16 protein-coding genes are annotated in these 17087 nt (G+C 76.3%); all 16 read left to right on the forward strand.

Annotation, left to right across the window (positions count from 1 at the left end; translation table 11 throughout):
• Window positions 1-11 precede the first annotated feature (11 nt).
• Entirely contained in the window at window positions 12-1502 is a 1491-nt protein-coding gene (locus BM158_RS17860; RefSeq protein ID WP_165629005.1) for a UDP-N-acetylmuramoyl-L-alanyl-D-glutamate--2,6-diaminopimelate ligase, read from the forward strand.
• Window positions 1499-2851: a UDP-N-acetylmuramoyl-tripeptide--D-alanyl-D-alanine ligase gene (locus BM158_RS17865; RefSeq protein WP_091562572.1), complete on the forward strand. Its 1353-nt coding sequence runs from the start codon at window positions 1499-1501 to the stop codon at window positions 2849-2851. The genes BM158_RS17860 and BM158_RS17865 overlap by 4 nt, the downstream gene beginning before the upstream one ends.
• Entirely contained in the window at window positions 2848-3924 is a 1077-nt protein-coding gene (gene mraY, locus BM158_RS17870) for a phospho-N-acetylmuramoyl-pentapeptide-transferase (RefSeq protein ID WP_091562575.1), read from the forward strand. The genes BM158_RS17865 and mraY overlap by 4 nt, the downstream gene beginning before the upstream one ends.
• Complete coding sequence (gene murD, locus BM158_RS17875) at window positions 3921-5342, forward strand: UDP-N-acetylmuramoyl-L-alanine--D-glutamate ligase (RefSeq protein WP_191328719.1); 1422 nt, start codon at window positions 3921-3923, stop codon at window positions 5340-5342. Before mraY ends, murD begins: the two co-directional genes overlap by 4 nt.
• A gap of 11 nt (window positions 5343-5353) precedes the next feature.
• Entirely contained in the window at window positions 5354-6937 is a 1584-nt protein-coding gene (gene ftsW / locus BM158_RS17880) for a putative lipid II flippase FtsW (RefSeq protein WP_229827789.1), read from the forward strand.
• A gap of 25 nt (window positions 6938-6962) precedes the next feature.
• Window positions 6963-8093: an undecaprenyldiphospho-muramoylpentapeptide beta-N-acetylglucosaminyltransferase gene (gene murG, locus BM158_RS17885; protein WP_091562579.1), complete on the forward strand. Its 1131-nt coding sequence runs from the start codon at window positions 6963-6965 to the stop codon at window positions 8091-8093.
• Window positions 8090-9532, forward strand: a complete 1443-nt coding sequence (murC, locus tag BM158_RS17890) for a UDP-N-acetylmuramate--L-alanine ligase (protein WP_091562583.1) — start codon at window positions 8090-8092, stop codon at window positions 9530-9532. Before murG ends, murC begins: the two co-directional genes overlap by 4 nt.
• Before the next feature lie 3 nt (window positions 9533-9535).
• The gene (locus BM158_RS17895; RefSeq protein WP_091562586.1) at window positions 9536-10339 is read left to right on the forward strand and encodes a cell division protein FtsQ/DivIB; all 804 of its coding nucleotides are present in this window, start codon (window positions 9536-9538) and stop codon (window positions 10337-10339) included.
• Window positions 10340-10358: 19 nt separating this feature from the next.
• On the forward strand, window positions 10359-10964 hold the full coding sequence (locus tag BM158_RS17900; RefSeq protein ID WP_091562589.1) for a peroxidase-related enzyme: 606 nt from the start codon (window positions 10359-10361) through the stop codon (window positions 10962-10964).
• A gap of 287 nt (window positions 10965-11251) precedes the next feature.
• Window positions 11252-12517 carry a cell division protein FtsZ gene (gene ftsZ, locus BM158_RS17905; protein WP_091562591.1) on the forward strand — a complete coding sequence of 422 codons (1266 nt, stop codon included), beginning with the start codon at window positions 11252-11254 and terminating at the stop codon, window positions 12515-12517.
• A 60-nt stretch (window positions 12518-12577) separates the two neighbouring features.
• Window positions 12578-13267, forward strand: coding sequence for a peptidoglycan editing factor PgeF (gene pgeF / locus BM158_RS17910; protein ID WP_229827788.1), 690 nt, complete (start codon window positions 12578-12580; stop codon window positions 13265-13267).
• Window positions 13264-13971 carry a YggS family pyridoxal phosphate-dependent enzyme gene (locus BM158_RS17915; RefSeq protein ID WP_091562595.1) on the forward strand — a complete coding sequence of 236 codons (708 nt, stop codon included), beginning with the start codon at window positions 13264-13266 and terminating at the stop codon, window positions 13969-13971. The genes pgeF and BM158_RS17915 overlap by 4 nt, the downstream gene beginning before the upstream one ends.
• Window positions 13972-14026: 55 nt before the next feature.
• Window positions 14027-14782 carry a cell division protein SepF gene (locus tag BM158_RS22765; RefSeq protein WP_091562597.1) on the forward strand — a complete coding sequence of 252 codons (756 nt, stop codon included), beginning with the start codon at window positions 14027-14029 and terminating at the stop codon, window positions 14780-14782.
• 54 nt (window positions 14783-14836) lie between these two features.
• Window positions 14837-15133 (forward strand): YggT family protein, encoded by a 297-nt coding sequence (locus BM158_RS17925; RefSeq protein WP_091562599.1) that lies wholly within the window; start codon window positions 14837-14839, stop codon window positions 15131-15133.
• A 97-nt stretch (window positions 15134-15230) separates the two neighbouring features.
• Window positions 15231-15941, forward strand: coding sequence for a DivIVA domain-containing protein (locus BM158_RS17930; protein WP_091562602.1), 711 nt, complete (start codon window positions 15231-15233; stop codon window positions 15939-15941).
• Between the two features lie 77 nt (window positions 15942-16018).
• On the forward strand, window positions 16019-16993 hold the full coding sequence (locus BM158_RS17935; RefSeq protein ID WP_091562605.1) for a hypothetical protein: 975 nt from the start codon (window positions 16019-16021) through the stop codon (window positions 16991-16993).
• Window positions 16994-17087: the final 94 nt, after the last annotated feature.

Here is a 17087-nt window from a genome sequence, read left to right on the forward strand (position 1 = left end):
GTTGGGGTCCCGTGAGCACCGCCCTGTCCGAGCTGGCCGACCTGGTCGGCGCGCCCGTGCAGGGGGACCCCGCCACCCGCGTGTCGGGCGTGTCCCTGGCCTCGGACCGGGTGGGGGCCGGCTTCCTGTTCGCCGCCCTGCCCGGGGCCCGCGCGCACGGCATCCGCTTCCTCCCGCAGGCGCTGGCCGGCGGGGCGGTCGCCGTCCTCACCGACGCCGCCGGTGCCGCCGAGGTCACCGACCCCGGCCTGGCCGTCTGCGTGGTCGAGGACCCGCGCGCCGTGCTGGGCGAGGTCGCCGCCCGGGTGCACGGCCGCCCGGCCGACGCCCTCGCCGTCGTCGGCATCACCGGCACCAACGGCAAGACCACCACCGCCTACCTGGTGGAGTCGGGGCTGGCCGCGGCCGGCTGGTCCAGCGGGCTCATCGGCACCGTGCAGACCCGCACCCGCGGCACCGGGCCGGACGGCGAGCCGCAGGTCACCGAGATCTCCAGCACCCGCACCACCCCGGAGGCCCCCGACCTGCACGCGCTGCTGGCCGGCATGCGCGACGCCGGCGTGCGCGCGGTGGTCATGGAGGTCTCCAGCCACGCCCTGGTGCTCGGCCGGGTCGGCGGGGTGCGCTTCGCCGCCGCCGGGTTCACCAACTTCTCCCGCGACCACCTGGACTTCCACGGCGACGAGGAGAGCTACTTCCGGGCCAAGGCCCTGCTCTTCGACGGCCGGGCCGCCGTCGAGGTGGTCGACGTCGACGACGCCCACGGCCGCCGGCTGGTGCACGAGGGCACCGTCACGGTCTCCGGCCGGGGGTCGGACGCCGCCTGGCGGGCCACCGACGTCGTCGCCGTCCCCGCGGGCGGGTCCACCTTCACCCTGCACACCCCCGGCGGCGCGGCCCACGCCGGGCGGGTCCGGCTGCCCGGGGCCTTCAACGTCGCCAACGCCGTGCTGGCCGTCGCGCTGCTGGACGCCGTCGGCGTGCCGGTGGAGGCCGCGCTGGCCGGCATCGCGACCACCGTCGTCCCCGGCCGGATGGAGCCGGTGGACGCGGGCCAGCCCTTCGTCGCCCTGGTCGACTACGCGCACACCCCCGACGCGGTCACCACCGCCCTCGCCGCGCTGCGCACCGGCACCGGCGGCCGGCTGATCACCGTGCTCGGCTGTGGCGGCGACCGCGACCCCGGCAAGCGCGCGGCCATGGGCGCCGCGGCCGCCGAGGGCAGCGACCTGCTGCTGGTCACCGACGACAACCCCCGCTCCGAGGACGCCGCCGCGATCCGCGCGGCGATGCTGGCCGGCATCCCGGCGGGCACCCGGTGCGAGGTCCGCGAGGTGCCCGACCGGCACGCCGCGATCGAGGCGGCGGTGCGCGCCGCCGGCCCGGGTGACACGCTGCTGGTGGCCGGCAAGGGCCACGAGAGCGGTCAGGAGGTCGCCGGCGTGGTCACCCCCTTCGACGACCGGGTGGAACTGCGACGAGCACTGGAGGCGCGGTCGTGATCGAGCTGGGCCTCGCCGAGGTCGGCGACGCCGTCGGCGGCACCCTCACCGGCCCCGACGGGCAGGTCACGGGTGCGGTGACCGTGGACTCCCGCACCGCCGGGCCGGGCGACCTCTACGTGGCGCTGCCGGGGGAGCGGGTCGACGGGCACGACTTCGTCGCCGTCGCGGTCGCCGCCGGCGCCGCGGGCGCGCTGAGCACCCGGCCGGTCGACGGCGTCCCCGTGGTCGTGGTCGAGGACCCGGTCGCCGCGCTGGGCCGGCTCGCGCACGCCGTGCACGAGCGGCTGACCGGGCTGACCACCGTCGGCATCACCGGTTCCTCGGGCAAGACCTCCACCAAGGACCTGCTGGGCCAGGTGCTCGGCACCGCCGGGCCCACCGTCAGCCCGCCCGGGTCGTTCAACAACGACATCGGCCTGCCGCTGACGGTGCTGTCCGCCGACGCCGGCACCCGCTACCTGGTGCTGGAGATGGGTGCCCGCGGCATCGGCCACATCGCCCGGCTGTGCGGCGTCGCCCGCCCCGACGTCGGCGTCGTGCTCAACGTCGGCTCCGCGCACCTGGGCGAGTTCGGCAGCCCTGACGCCATCGCCACCGCCAAGGGCGAGCTCGCCGAGGCGGCCACCGGCACCGCCGTCCTCAACGCCGACGACCCCCGGGTGCGGGCCATGGCTGCCCGCACCACCGCGCGGGTGCTGCTCACCGGCACCGCGGCCGACGCCGACGTCCGGGCCACCGACGTCGTCCTCGACCCCGACGCGCGGGCGTCGTTCACCCTGCACGCGGCCGGGGAGACCCACCCGGTGCGGCTGCAGGTCGTCGGCGCGCACCAGGTCGCCAACGCGCTGTCGGCCGCCGGCGCCGCCCTCGCCGCCGGGCTCACCCCCGCGCAGGCCGCCGCCGGCCTGTCGGCCGCGGTCGTGCAGAGCCGCTGGCGGATGGAGGTCACCCGGCGCCCCGACGGCGTCGTGGTGGTCAACGACGCCTACAACGCCAACCCCGAGTCCATGCGCGCCGCGCTGGCCGCGCTGCAGGGCATGACCGGCACCCGCCGCGTCGCCGTCCTCGGCGCGATGGGGGAACTGGGCCCCGGGGCCGACGAGGAGCACCACCGCCTGGGCGTCGACGCCGCGGCCGCGGTCGACCTCGTCGTCGCCGTGGGGCCGGACGCCGCAGGCATCGCCGCGGCACAGGAGGGATCGGTGCACGTGCCGGACCGGGCCGCCGCCCGCCAGCTGCTCGCGGAGGTGCTGCGCCCGGGCGACGTCGTGCTGGTCAAGGCCTCCCGCGCCCAGGGCCTCGAGCTCCTCGCCGCCGACCTGGTCGAGGACGGGGGGGCCGCGTGAAGAGCGTCCTCATCGCCGCCGCCGTCGGGCTGGTGGTCTCGATCCTGATGACCCCGGTGGCCATCAAGACCTTCCGCCGGCAGGGCTTCGGCCAGGAGATCCGCGACGACGGCCCCGAGAGCCACCTGTCCAAGAAGGGCACGCCCACGATGGGCGGCACGGTCATCGTGCTGGCCACGGTGGTCGGCTACTTCGTCGCGCACCTGTTCCTCGTCGGGCAGGCCGGGCGCGGGGTGACCAGCACCGGCCTGCTGCTGCTGTTCCTGCTGGTCGGGCTGGGCGTGGTCGGGTTCCTCGACGACTACCTCAAGATCCGGCACCGCCGCAGCCTCGGGCTGAACAAGACCGCCAAGCTGGTCGGGCAGACCGTGGTCGGGCTGGGCTTCGCCGTCCTGGCGCTGGTCGAGTTCGGCGGCCAGCCGCCGGTCGCCTCCACCACCATCTCCTTCGTCCGGGAGATCGCCCCGCTGGCGCTGCCCGCGGCGCTGTTCCTGGTCTTCGCGCTGCTGTTCATCTCCGGGTTCTCCAACGCGGTCAACCTCACCGACGGCCTGGACGGCCTGGCCGCCGGCTGCTCGGCGATGGTCTTCGGCGCCTACGTCGTCATCTCGTTCTGGCAGTTCGGCCACGACTGCGCCGCCGGTGTCGTCGAGGGGTGCTACACCGTCCGCGACCCGCTGGACGTCACCCTCGTCGCCGCCGCCGCGATGGGCGCCTGCCTGGGCTTCCTGTGGTGGAACACCTCGCCGGCCCGGATCTTCATGGGCGACACCGGCTCGCTGGCCCTGGGCGGGCTGATGGCCGGCATCGCCGTGGTCACCCGCACCGAGCTGCTGCTGGTCGTGCTGGGCGGCCTGTTCGTCGCCGTCACCCTGTCGGTGGCCATCCAGATCGCGTTCTTCAAGGCCACCCGCCGCCGGGTGTTCCGGATGGCACCGCTGCACCACCACTTCGAGCTCGCCGGCTGGGCCGAGAACACCGTCATCGTGCGGTTCTGGCTGGTCACCGGGATGGCGGTCGCGTTCGGCATCGGCGCGTTCTACGCCGACTGGCTGTCCCTCACCGGCCTGTGACCGGGCCCCTGGGGCGGGTCCTGGTCGCCGGCCTCGGCGTCTCGGGGGTCGCCGCGGCCCGGGTGCTGCTGGCCCGCGGGGACACCGTGCTGCTCGCCGACGCGGGCAGCCCGCCCGCCCGGGCCGAGCTCGAGGCCGCCGGAGCCACCTGGCTCGGCGCGGTCACCGACTGCCCGGACGGCGTCGACCTGGTGGTCACCTCGCCCGGCTGGCGGCCGGACTCCCCGCTGCTGGTCGCAGCCGCCCGCGCCGGCGTCGAGGTCGTGGGGGAGCCCGAGCTCGCCTGGCGGCTGCGCGCACCGCTGCCCGACGGCGAGCCCGCGCCCTGGTACGCCGTCACCGGCACCAACGGCAAGACCACCACCGTCACCATGCTCGAGGCCCTGCTGCTGGCCGGGGGGCGGCGCGCGGTGGCGGCCGGCAACGTCGGCCGGCCGCTGGTCGAGGTGGTCACCGCGCTGGACGCCGACGGCGTCCCGGCGTTCGACGCCGTCGCCGTGGAGCTCAGCTCGTTCCAGCTGCACTGGTCCAGCTCGATCGCCCCCGCGGCCGCCGCCGTGCTCAACGTCGCCGACGACCACGTCGACTGGCACGGCAGCGCGGACGCCTACCGCGACGCCAAGGCCAAGGTGCTGGCCCGCGCCCCCTTCGCGGTCGGCGACTCCGGCGACCCGGTCGCGGCCGAGCTGGTGGCCGCGCACCCGCACCCGGTGACCGTCACGCTGCAGGAGCCCGTCCGCGGCCAGCTCGGCGTCCGCGCCGGCGCGCTGGTCGACCGGGCCTTCTCCGCCGCCCCCGCCGGCGACGTCCTCGTGGAGACGTCGGCGCTGCAGGTGTCCGGCCCGCACAACCTGACCAACGCCCTCGTCGCCGCCGCCCTGGCCCGGGTGGCCGGGGTGTCGCCCACCGACATCGGCACCGGCCTGGCCGGGTTCCGCGGCGGCGCCCACCGCAACGTGCTGGTCGCCACCGTCGACGGCGTGGACTTCGTCGACGACTCCAAGGCCACCAACCCGCACGCCGCCGGCGCCTCCCTGGCCGCCTACCCCCGGGTGGTCTGGATCGCGGGTGGGCTGCTCAAGGGCGCCGACGTCGACCCGCTGGTCGCCGCGGTCGCCCCGCGGCTGGCCGGGGTGGTGCTGCTGGGCCGCGACCGGCAGGTCCTGGCCAGGTCGTTGGCGCGACACGCCCCGTCGGTCCCACGGTCGGAGGTCCCCAGCGGTGACGATGTCGGAGTGACCGGTGTGACGAGCGGGACGGCTGAGGCGGTGATGGGCGAGGTGGTGCGCGCTGCCGCCGCGATGGCCCGTCCCGGCGACACCGTCCTGCTGGCACCGGCCGCCGCGTCCATGGACGTGTTCACCGACTACGCGCACCGGGGCCGCGCCTTCGCCGACGCGGTCCGCGCCCTGCACTGACGGGGGCCGGCATGGCTGCCAGCACGGACACGGACGCACCGACCCGCACCGCCCGCGCGCCCCGCCCCGGCGGTGCGGCGACCTCCGCGCGCGCCGCGCAGCGCGGTGCGCAGGCCTCCCGGGGCCCGCTGTTCCGCGCCCCGGCCTGGCTGGACGGGCCGATGACCAGCGCGCACCTGGTGCTGGGGTCGGCCGGCCTGCTGCTGGCCATCGGGCTGGTGATGGTCTTCTCCGCCTCCAGCGTGGAGGCCGCGCTCGACGACCAGCCGGCCTGGCTCCCCGGGGTGCGCCAGCTCGTCTTCGCCGTCGTCGGGACCGGGCTGCTGCTGGTCGCCGTCCGGCTGCCCGTGGGGTACCTGCGCCGCTACTCCGGCATCGCGCTCGTCGTGGTGACCGTGATGCTGCTGGCGGTGCTGGTGCCCGGCATCGGCAAGGAGCTCAACGGCGCCCGGCAGTGGATCAGCCTCGGCGTGGTCGACGTGCAGCCCTCCGAGCTGGCCAAGCTGGTGCTCGCGCTGTGGGGCGCGCACGTCATCGCGCTGCGCGAGAAGTGGCTGACCACCAAGGCGCTGCTGGTCCCGGTGGTGCCGGCCTTCCTGCTGCTGGCCGCCCTGGTGCTCCTCGAGCCCGACATGGGCGCCACCGTCGGCCTGGCGCTGGTGGTGGCCGGGCTGCTGTGGTCCGGCGGGCTCCCCGGGCGCTGGATCGCCGGGTTCCTCGTCGTCGGCACGGCCGCGCTGGCGGTCACCGCGCTCAGCGCGTCCTACCGCGCCGCCCGCGTCTTCTCCTTCCTGGACCCCTTCGCCGACCCCGAGGACGGCGGCTTCCAGGCCATCAAGGGCCTCTACGCGCTGGCCACCGGCGGCTTCACCGGCGTCGGGCTGGGCAACAGCCGGATGAAGTGGAACATCCTCCCGCACGCCGAGAGCGACTACATCTTCGCGATCATCGGCGAGGAGCTGGGCTTCCTGGGCTGCCTGGTGGTCATCACCCTCTACGGCGTGCTGGCCTACGCCGGCTTCCGGATCGCCCGCCGGGCCACCGACCGGTTCGTCCAGCTGGCCTGCGTCGCGATCACCGTCTGGCTGATCGGGCAGGCCTTCATCAACATGGGCTACGTCGTCGGCCTGCTGCCGGTCACCGGCGTCACGCTGCCGTTGATCTCCGCCGGCGGCACCTCGCTGGTGCTCACCCTGTTCATCGTCGGGCTGCTGGTGCGCTTCGCGCGCACCGAGCCCGAGGCGATCGAGCACCTGCGCGCCCACCGGCAGGCCCACCCCGTCGGCCGGCTGGGCCGGCTGGGCCGCTGGCTGATGCCGGTGCCCGAGCACGCCGTCGCCCCGCTGCCCGTGCTGGGCCGGCGCACCCCGGCTCCCCGCACCCGGCCCGACGCCGGTGGGCGCACCGTCGCCCGCGTCCGCGGCGACCGGCCCCGCGCTGCCGACCGGCCGGCCACCCGGCAGACTGCCCAGGCGCGCCCGGCGGCCGGCGAGCGGGCCCCGCGCCCCCGGTCGGCCGCCCCCGTCGGCGGCGCCGGCGGCCGGACCCGCGAGCCGGCCCGCACCCCGGGGGACCGGCCGCGCCGACCCCGCTGAGCGCCGACCCTGTGAGACTGACCCCGTGACCTCTGCACCACCCCCACCGCCTCCCCGCACCCGGCCGGTCAGCGTCGTGCTGGCCGGCGGCGGCACCGGCGGGCACATCGAGCCCATGCTGGCCCTCGCCGACGCCCTGGTCCGCCGCACCGGCGCCCCCGGCGGCGCCCCGCGGGTCACCTGCCTGGGCACCGCCCGCGGCATGGAGACCCGGCTGGTGCCCGCCCGCGGGCACGAGCTGCGGCTCATCCCGCCGGTGCCGCTGCCCCGCAGGCCCACGCTCGACCTGCTCCGGGTGCCCGGCCGGGTGCGCCGTGCCGTCGCCGACACCCGGGCGCTGCTCACCGAGCTCGACGCCGACGTGGTGGTCGGCTTCGGCGGCTACGTCGCCCTGCCGGCCTACCTCGCCGCCAAGCGGGCCGGCGTCCCCGTCGTGGTGCACGAGCAGAACCCGCTGCCCGGGCTGGCCAACCGGGTCGGCGCGAGGCTCGCCGCCGCGGTCGCCGTCACCACCCCGGGCACCCCGCTGCCCGGCGCGGTGCACACCGGCATGCCGCTGAGGCCCTCGATCACCGGCCTGGACCGGGCCGCGCTGCGCGCGGAGGCCCGCGCGCACTTCGGCCTGGACGCCGACCGGCCCACCCTGCTGGTCTTCGGCGGTTCGCAGGGCGCCCGCTCGCTGAACACCGCCGCGACCGGCGCGGCCGCTGCGCTGCGCGCCGCCGGCGTGCAGGTGCTGCACGCCCGGGGACCCAAGAACACCGAGGTCGCCGTCCCCGCCGGCGACCCGCCCTACGTCGTCGTGGACTACCTGGAGCGGATGGACCTGGCCTACGCCGCGGCCGACCTCGCGCTGTGCCGTTCCGGCGCGGTCAGCGTCGCCGAGCTGTCGGCGGTCGGCCTGCCGGGTGCGTTCGTGCCGCTGCCCATCGGCAACGGCGAGCAGCGCCGCAACGCGCTGCCGGTCGTGCAGGCCGGCGGCGGCCTGCTGGTCGAGGACGCCGAGCTGTCGGCCGAGTGGGTGTCGGCCACCCTGGTGCCTGTGCTCACCGACCCCGCCCGCCTCGCCGAGCTGGCCCGCCACGCCGCGGCCGCCGGCGTCCCCGACGCCGACGAGGTCCTGGCCGACCTGACGCTCTCGGTGGTGCGGGCATGAGCGCCGCCGACGTCGCCGCCTGGCGTGACCCCATCCCGGCGCTGGACGAGCTCGGCGCGGTGCACTTCGTCGGCATCGGCGGGGCCGGCATGAGCGGCATCGCCCGCATCCTGCTGGCCCGTGGGGTCACCGTCTCCGGCAGCGACCGCAAGCAGACCCCGACCACGGCCGCGCTGGCCGCCCTCGGCGCGCGCACCGAGGTCGGGCACACCGCCGAGCACCTCGGGGACGCCGCCACCGTGGTGGTGTCCACCGCCATCCGCCCGGACAACCCCGAGCTGGTGGCCGCCCGCGAGCGCGGCCTGCGGGTGCTGCCCCGTGCCGTCGCGCTGGCCGCGGTCATGGCCGGGCGGCGCAGCGTCGCCGTCGCCGGCACCCACGGCAAGACCTCGACCACCTCGATGCTCACCGTGGCGGTCCAGGCCTGCGGCGCCGACCCGTCCTTCGCCATCGGCGGCGACCTCAACGAGTCCGGCTCCAACGCCCACGCCGGCACCGGCGACGTGTTCGTGGCCGAGGCCGACGAGAGCGACCGGTCCTTCCTGCTGCTGGCCCCCTTCGCCGGCATCGTCACCAACGTCGAGGCCGACCACCTGGACAACTACGGCGACCTGGCCGCCGTCGAGGCCGCCTTCGACCGGTTCCTCACCACGGTCGACCCGGCCGGGTTCGTGGTGCTGTGCGCCGACGACCCCGGCTCGGCCCGGCTGCGCGACGTGCCCACCTCCGGTGCGCGGGTGCTCACCTACGGCCGCAGCGGGGACGTCGACCTGGAGGTCCGCGACCTCGACGTCGGCCCGGCCGGCACCAGCTGGACGGCGGTGCACCGCGGCGCCGTCCTCGGCCGGGTCGCCCTGCGGCTGCCCGGTGAGCACATGGCGCTCAACAGCGCCGCGGCGCTGCTGGCCGGCCTGGAGCTGGGCTTCCCGGCCGCCGGGCTGATGGCCGGGCTGGCCCGCTTCGGCGGCGTGCACCGCCGGTTCGAGCTCAAGGGCACCGCGGCCGGCGTCCGGGTCTACGACGACTACGCCCACCACCCCACCGAGGTGGCCGCCCAGCTGCGGGCTGCCCGGTCGGTGGTGGGGGAGGGCCGGCTGGTCGTGCTGTTCCAGCCGCACCTGTACAGCCGCACGGCCGAGTTCGCGGCCGGGTTCGGCGAGGCCCTGGGCCTGGCCGACGAGGTCGTGGTCATGGACGTCTACGGCGCCCGGGAGGACCCGGTGCCCGGGGTCACCGGCGCGCTGGTGGCCGACGCGGTGCCGCTGCCGGCCGGCGCGGTGGCCTTCGAGCCGTCCTGGTCGGCGGCCGCCGGCGCGATGGCCGACCGGGCGCGCCCCGGCGACCTGCTGCTCACCATGGGCGCCGGCGACGTCGTCCAGGTCGGGCCGGAGATCCTCACCGCCCTGGTCGAGCGCGAGCGCACCGACGGGGCGGGCTGAGCCGTGCCGCGGACGGGGAGCACCACCCGGGACCGCACCCGGGGTGCCCGCCGCGAGCGGCCCGGCCGGTCCGCCGGCGCGGGCGGGGTCACCCGGCTGCGCACCCGCCGCCAGCTGGACCCCCGCCGGCGGCGCCTGCTGGTCGCCGGCACGGTGGTGGTGCTCGCCGCGGTGCTGGCCTGGGTGGTGCTGGCCAGCCCGTTGCTGGCGGTGCGCACCGTCCAGGTCGACGGTGCGGTGACGCTGTCGGCCGACCAGGTCCGCGACGCCGCCGGGGTGGCCGAGGGCACCCCGCTGGTGCGGGTGGACACCGCGGCCGCGGCCGCCCGGGTCGCCGCGCTGCCCCAGGTCGCCGACGCCGAGGTCACCAGGGGGTGGCCGGACCGCGTCGTGGTCACCCTGCGGGAACGCGTCCCGGTCGCCGTGGTCGAGCAGGACGGCACCCGCTCGCTCGTCGACGCCGGCGGCACGCTGTTCGACACCATCACCGGTGACCCGCCGGCCGGGGTGGTGCCGCTGTCGGTGGCCGACCCCGGGCCCGACGACCGCGCCACCGCCGCCGCGCTGGCCGCGATCGTGTCGCTGCCGGGCTCGGTGCGCGACCAGGTCACCCAGGTCGCCGCCACCACCCCGGACGACGTCACGCTCACCCTGTCCGACGGCACCACCGTGCTGTGGGGCGACGCCTCGCGGGCCGACCGCAAGGCCGAGGTGCTGGCCGCCGTCCTGGACCAGGTGGCCGCCGGCAGCCTCGACCCGGCCACCCAGGTCGACGTCAGCTCGCCCGACGAGGTCGTCCTGCGCTGAGGGGTGCAGGGTGGGGGACATGACCCTGCCCACACCGCAGCCCGCACCGCAGCCCGTGTCCCGGTTCCCGCTGGCCGACCGCGCCGACCTCCCCGACGACCTGCGCGAGCGCTACGACGCCGTGGAGGCGAAGTCGGGGTTCCTGCCCAACGTCTTCGCCGCGCTGGCCCACCGGCCGGAGGAGGCGCGGGCGTTCTTCGCCCACCACGACGCGCTGATGGACAAGGACACCCCGGGTCTGTCGCAGGCCGAGCGCGAGGTGGTGGTCGTGGCCACCAGCGCGGCCAACGACTGCCTGTACTGCGTGGTCGCCCACGGCGCCGTCGCCCGCATCCGCGCCCGCGACCCCTACCTGGCCGACCAGGTCGCGGTCGACTGGCGCAAGGCCCCGCTGCAGCCGCGCATGCACGCGGTGCTGGAGGTCGCCGTCCGGCTGGCCACCGACCCGGCCGCCGTCGTCCCGGCCGACCTGGACACCCTCCGCGGGCACGGGCTGACCGAGGACGACCTCTGGGACCTGGGCGCCATCGTGTCCTTCTTCGCGATGAGCAACCGGCTCGCGCACTGGGCGGCGATCCCCCCGAACCCCGAGTTCTTCCTGATGGGCCGGGTGCCGCGCGGCTGACCCACGACACGCCCGGGGGGAAAACCTTCGTCAGGTTCTGCGCACCGGTCCCGGTCGGTGTGCCTCGACCCCGGGATGAGACGCTGACGGGGCGGGTCGTCACCAGCAGTGAGGCCCGTGTGACGTACGGGTCCGAGGGGGCGGACGAGCACCACGGTGCCGACACGCCGCAGCGCCGGAGGGTGCTGGCGTCGGGCAATCCGCGCACCTAGCGTCGCCCCCATCGCCCTAGGTGACATAACTATAAGGCTTAACCTGAGGATGAGGGTCCAGTTGGGGAGCGCAGCATGACACCTCCGCACAACTACCTCGCGGTCATCAAGGTCGTCGGCATCGGCGGCGGCGGCGTGAACGCGGTGAACAGGATGATCGAGGTCGGCCTCAAGGGGGTCGAGTTCATCGCCATCAACACCGACGCGCAGGCGTTGCTGATGAGCGACGCCGACGTCAAGCTCGACGTCGGCCGTGAGCTCACCCGCGGCCTGGGCGCCGGCGCCCAGCCCGACGTGGGCCGGCAGGCCGCCGAGGACCACCGCGAGGAGATCGAAGAGGTGCTCAAGGGCGCCGACATGGTCTTCGTGACGGCCGGCGAGGGAGGTGGCACCGGCACCGGTGGCGCGCCCGTCGTGGCGTCCATCGCCCGCAAGCTCGGCGCGCTGACCATCGGCGTGGTCACCCGCCCGTTCTCCTTCGAGGGCAAGCGGCGGGCCGTGCAGGCCGAGTCGGGGATCGACGAGCTGCGCAACGAGTGCGACACGCTCATCGTCATCCCGAACGACCGGCTGCTCCAGCTCGGCGACCGGAACGTGTCCGTCATGGACGCCTTCCGCACCGCCGACCAGGTGCTGCTGTCCGGTGTCCAGGGCATCACCGACCTGATCACCACGCCCGGCCTGATCAACCTGGACTTCGCCGACGTCAAGTCGGTCATGTCCGGGGCCGGGTCGGCGCTGATGGGCATCGGCAGCGCCCGCGGGGACAACCGCGCGCTGCTGGCGGCCGAGCAGGCGATCGCCTCGCCGCTGCTGGAGGCCTCGATGGAGGGCGCCCACGGCGTCCTGCTGTCGATCTCCGGTGGCTCGGACCTCGGCCTGTTCGAGATCAACGAGGCCGCCTCGCTGGTCTCCGACGCCGCGCACGCCGACGCCAACATCATCTTCGGCGCCGTCATCGACGACGCCCTGGGCGACGAGGTGCGGGTGACGGTGATCGCGGCCGGCTTCGACGGCGGCAAGCCCAGCGGCACCGGCCGCAAGGTGGAGGCCGCGCCGGCCTCGTCGGCGGGGGCGTCCTCGGTGCCCGCGCAGGCCCGCCCGGCGCAGCCGGCGCCCCAGCCGGCCCCGCGCCAGACCGGCGAGCGGCTGGTCGCCGGCCCCGCGACCGGCGCGCAGCACACCCCGCAGGCGGCCCCCCGGTCGGCCCCGCAGGGTGGCGGGATCACCGTCCCGCCGCTGCCCCCGGTCCCGGGCCCGGTGGGCGGCACGCGCCGTCCGCTGTCCTCGGACGACTTCGAGGAGGAGCTCGACATCCCCGAGTTCCTGCGCTCGCAGTAAGAGGTGGCTCCACGCGATCCGGCCGTCCCGCCGGGTCGGTCCCCCCGCCCCCGGCGGGTGGTGACCGACCGGCGGGGCGGCCGTTCGTCGTCCCCGTACGACGCGTTCAACCTCGGCGGGCACGTCGGCGACGACCCGGCCGACGTCGCCGCCAACCGGGAGCGGCTGGCCCGCGAGCTCGGCGTGGACGTCGCCGACCTGGTCTGGATGGACCAGGTGCACGGCACCGGCGTCGCCGTCGTCACCGAGCGTCGGACCGGTGCGCCGCCGCAGGTGGACGCGCTGGTCACCGCCGTCCCCGGGCTGGTGCTGTGCGTGCTGGTGGCCGACTGCGTGCCGGTGCTGCTCGCCGACCCGGTCGCCGGCGTCGTGGCCGCGGTGCACGCCGGCCGCGAGGGCGTGCGCCAGGGCGTCGTCCCGGCCGCGCTGGCCGCGATGGCCGACCTCGGCGCCCGCCCGGCCGACGTGCAGGCGCTGCTCGGCCCGGCGGTGTGCGGGCTGGACTACGAGGTGCCCCGCGCCATGCAGGTCCAGGTCGCACGCGTGGCGTCCGACGCCGCCGTCCGCTCCCGCGCCGGCACCCCGGCGCTGGACCTGCGGGCCGGGCTCACCCAGGTGCTGCGCGGGGCCGGCGTCGGCCAGGTCGTGCAGGACCCGCGGTGCACCGTCGAGGACCGCCGGCTGTTCTCCCACCGCCGCGACGGCGTCACCGGCCGGCAGGCGGGCGTGGTCTGGCTGGACCCGGCGTGAGCGGCCTCGCGGAGTCCTTCGCGGCGGTGCGGCAGCGCATCGCCGACGCCGCCCGGGCGGCCGGGCGCGACCCGTCGTCGGTGCAGCTGCTCGCGGTGAGCAAGACCCGCACGGCCGACGACGTCGCCACCCTGGCCGCGCTCGGCCAGCGGGAGTTCGCCGAGAACAAGGTGCAGGAGCTCGTGGCCAAGGCCGAGGAGCTCGCGCACCTGGACCTGCGCTGGCACCTGGTGGGTCAGCTGCAGCGCAACAAGGCCACCGCGGTGGTCGGCACCGGCGCCGTGGTGCAGTCGGTCGACCGCGTCTCGCTGGTCGAGCGGCTGGCCGGGGTGGCCGAGCGCGCCGGCACGGTGGCCGAGGTGTTCGTCCAGGTCGACCTGGGCGGGCCCGAGGGCGAGGCGGCCGCGCGCGGGGGAGTGGCCGCGGAGCTGGCGCCCGAGCTGGCCGACGCGGTCGCCGAGCAGCCCGCGCTGCGGCTGAGGGGCCTGATGGCGGTCGCCCCGCGCGGCGAGGAGCCCGGCCCGGCCTTCGCCCGGCTGGCGGCGCTGTCCGAGCGGGTGCGGCGCGACCACCCCGGCGCCGTGGAGCTGTCGGCGGGCATGAGCGGCGACCTCGAGGAGGCCGTCGCCGCCGGTGCCACCGTCGTGCGTGTCGGAACCGCGTTGTTCGGCCCGCGGCCCCTAGCCTCCGGGGCAGGACCATGAGTCACACCGGTCCCACCAGTCACGGATGACGACCAGCACAGAGAGGGGCCCTGGGATGGCCGGCGCCATGCGCAAGATGGGCATCTACCTCGGACTCGTCGAGGACGACGAGACCCGCGCCGCCTACGGGCGCTACGACGCGCGGCAGTCCGACCACGACGACCGCCCCGACCGCCGCGACCGCTACGGCAGCGACGCCCGCAGCGACCACCGGGACGACTACTACGACAGCCGCTACGAGTCCTACGACTCGGCGTACCCGTCGGTGGAGTACCCCTCGGAGGAGATCGCCCTCGACGAGCCCGCCCCGGTCGCGGAGGCCCCGCTGCCGCGCCGCACCGGGCCCCGTCGTCTGGACCTCGCCGCCCCCGCCACCGTGGGCCCGCGCACCGGCAGCGGCCGCTCCGCCGCGGTGTCGGGGACCGCCACCTCCGGCCCGGTCGGCGCCACCGCCGCCGCCCTGCGCGACCCCGAGCCGGCCCCGGCGCCGCCGGTGGCCGCCCCGGTCGCCCCGCCGGTCGCCGCCCCCAAGGCCTACCGGATCACCACGCTGGTGCCGCAGACCTACAACGAGGCCCGCACCATCGGCGAGCGCTTCCGCGACGGCGACGCCGTGCTGATGAACCTCTCCGAGATCGACGACGCCGACGCCAAGCGGCTGGTCGACTTCGCGGCGGGGCTGTCGTTCGGGCTGCACGGTAGTATCGAGCGGGTCACGGCCAAGGTGTTCCTGCTCTCCCCGGCCGGCACCGCCGTGACCGCCGAGGACAAGGCCCGCATCCGCGAGGGCGGGTTCCTCAGCCAGTCGTAGACCCGTAGGTCCCGGCGAGCACCCGCTCGCCCAGCCCCTGAACGAGCGAGGATCGTGGCCCTTCTCCTGCAGATCGTGTCATCGGTCCTGCTGATCTTCCTGATCCTGCTGTTCGCCCGCTTCGTGGTGGACTGGGTGATGGTCCTGGCCCGCAGCTGGCGCCCCTCGGGCGCCGTCGCTGCCGGGCTGGAGGTCGTGTACGCCGCGACCGACCCTCCGCTCAAGGCGGTGCGCAAGGTCATCCCGCCGTTGAACCTGGGGAGCATCAGGTTGGACCTCGGGTTTATGGTGCTCCTGATCGCTGTGCTCATCCTGCGCAGCATCGTGGATTCACTGGCTGCCACCGCGTGACCAGTTCTGCCGTCCGGAGGAGCGGTCCCGCGGTCGCGGCCACGCGCCGCCCGTGGAGACTGCTCCCTGTTCCTCCCGTCCGACCCGAGGTGACCCGATGCCACTGACGCCCGCCGATGTGCACAACGTCGTCTTCAAGAAGCCGCCGATCGGCAAGCGTGGCTACGACGAGGACGAGGTCGACGCCTTCCTCGACGTGGTCGAGGCCGAGCTGGCCCGGCTGATCGAGGAGAACAACGAGCTCCGCAACAACGGCGGGGGCCCCCGCACCGGGGAGCGCCCGGCCGAGCCGGTCGCCGCCGCGGCCCCGCCGGTGCCGGTCCAGTCCCGCGAGGACGACGGCGTACGCGCCTCCCGGATGCTGACCCTGGCGACCGAGACCGCCGACCGGTACGTCAACGAGGCCAAGCAGCAGGCCGACCAGCTGGTCGGCAGCGCGAAGACCAACAGCGACCGGATGCTGGCCGACGCCCGCGCCAAGAGCGAGCAGCAGCTCGCCGAGGCCAAGCAGCGCGCCGACGCGATGGTCGGCGACGCCCGCACCCGGGCCGACACGATGGAGCGCGAGGCGCGCGCCAAGGCCACCGCGCTGGACCAGGAGGCCGAGCGCAAGCACGTCGAGGTCATGGGCTCCCTGGAGGAGAAGCGCTCCAGCCTCGAGCGCAAGATCGAGGAGCTGCGCACCTTCGAGCGCGAGTACCGCACCCGGCTGCGCTCCTACCTCGAGTCGCACCTGCGCGACCTGGACAGCCGCGGCTCGGCCGAGCCGGCGTCCAACGCCCGGCAGAACACCCACGCCGGCGCCTGATCGCCCGCACCACCACGGAGCCCCCGCAGACACCGTCTGCGGGGGCTCCGTCGCGTGGCGCCGGTTACGCTCCGGCGGTGATCGTGCTGGCCGGGCTGCTCATCCTCGTCGCGGGCGCGCTGCTGGTCGGCGGCCTGGGCAACGGGCAGACCAGCATGCTGTGGGGCTCGGTCGGCGTGAGCGCCCTGGCGGCGGTGGCCCTGGTCGCCCAGTCGGTCCGGCGCCGCCGCGCCCTCGCCGCCGGGACCCGTGCCGCCGAGCCCGAGGCCGAGCCCGCCGCGGAGGCCGAACCGGCCGCCGGGAGCCGGACGGGGGCCGGGGCGTCCGCGGGCGGGGCTGCGCCCGCCGCTGCGGCGACGTCGGCCACGTCGGCCACCCGGGCCGCGGCCGCTGCCGAGCCGGCCCCCGGGGCGCAGCCGGCCACGATGCCGGCCTCGATGCCGGCCTCGACACCGGCCTCGGTGCCGGCCACCGGTGGCCCCGTTGCCGCCGAGCCCGTCGCCGCGGAGATCGCCGCGCTGCGGGCCGAGCTGGCCGAGCTCCGCTCCGAGCGGTCCGCGCACGCCGCGCCCCCCGCCGCTGCCGAGCCGACGGCCCCCGCCGAGCCCGCTGCTGCCGTCCCCGCTGCGTCGACGTCCGCCGTCGCCCCGGACGCGGACGACGAGCCGGCACCCGCCACGTCCGACGGGCCCGCCCACCGGGCCGCGGACACCCCCGCCGGTCCGGCGGCCCGCACGGCGTCGGACGGGCCCGGCACCGGGACGCACGCCGTCGTCCGGCCCGTCGTGCTGGGCGAGGACGGCGAGCCGGTCGAGGAGGACGTCGTCGTCACCGACCTGCTGCTGGTGATCGACCTGACCGACGAGGTCTTCGTCGTCGACGAGCACCCGCGCTACCACCTCGACGGCTGCGCGGTCACCGAGGGCCAGGAGACGTTCGGCCTCCCGCTGGACGAGGCGAAGAGCGACGGGTTCACCGCGTGCGGGATCTGCCGCCCGGACCGCACCCTGGCCGACGCCGAGCGTCAGCGCCGCGCCGCCGCCCGCTCCTGACGACCCGCACGCTCCGCGGCCGGGTGCGGCAGCCAGCGGGCGCCCGTCGTCCTCCTGCACCGGACTCCGTCCTCCTGCACGAGATCTGGTGCAG

Origin of the sequence: Klenkia taihuensis, assembly GCF_900112525.1 — a bacterium.
GTDB lineage: Bacteria > Actinomycetota > Actinomycetes > Mycobacteriales > Geodermatophilaceae > Klenkia > Klenkia taihuensis.

What these genes read in the sequence shown, in the direction of transcription:
- ftsW (WP_229827789.1), top strand. Translation starts at nt 5,354, where the DNA reads ATGGCTGCCAGCACGGACACGGACGCACCGACCCGCACCGCCCGCGCG.
- ftsZ (WP_091562591.1), top strand. Translation starts at nt 11,252, where the DNA reads ATGACACCTCCGCACAACTACCTCGCGGTCATCAAGGTCGTCGGCATC.
- BM158_RS22765 (WP_091562597.1), top strand. Translation starts at nt 14,027, where the DNA reads ATGGCCGGCGCCATGCGCAAGATGGGCATCTACCTCGGACTCGTCGAG.
- BM158_RS17930 (WP_091562602.1), top strand. Translation starts at nt 15,231, where the DNA reads ATGCCACTGACGCCCGCCGATGTGCACAACGTCGTCTTCAAGAAGCCG.
- BM158_RS17900 (WP_091562589.1), top strand. Translation starts at nt 10,359, where the DNA reads ATGACCCTGCCCACACCGCAGCCCGCACCGCAGCCCGTGTCCCGGTTC.
- murC (WP_091562583.1), top strand. Translation starts at nt 8,090, where the DNA reads ATGAGCGCCGCCGACGTCGCCGCCTGGCGTGACCCCATCCCGGCGCTG.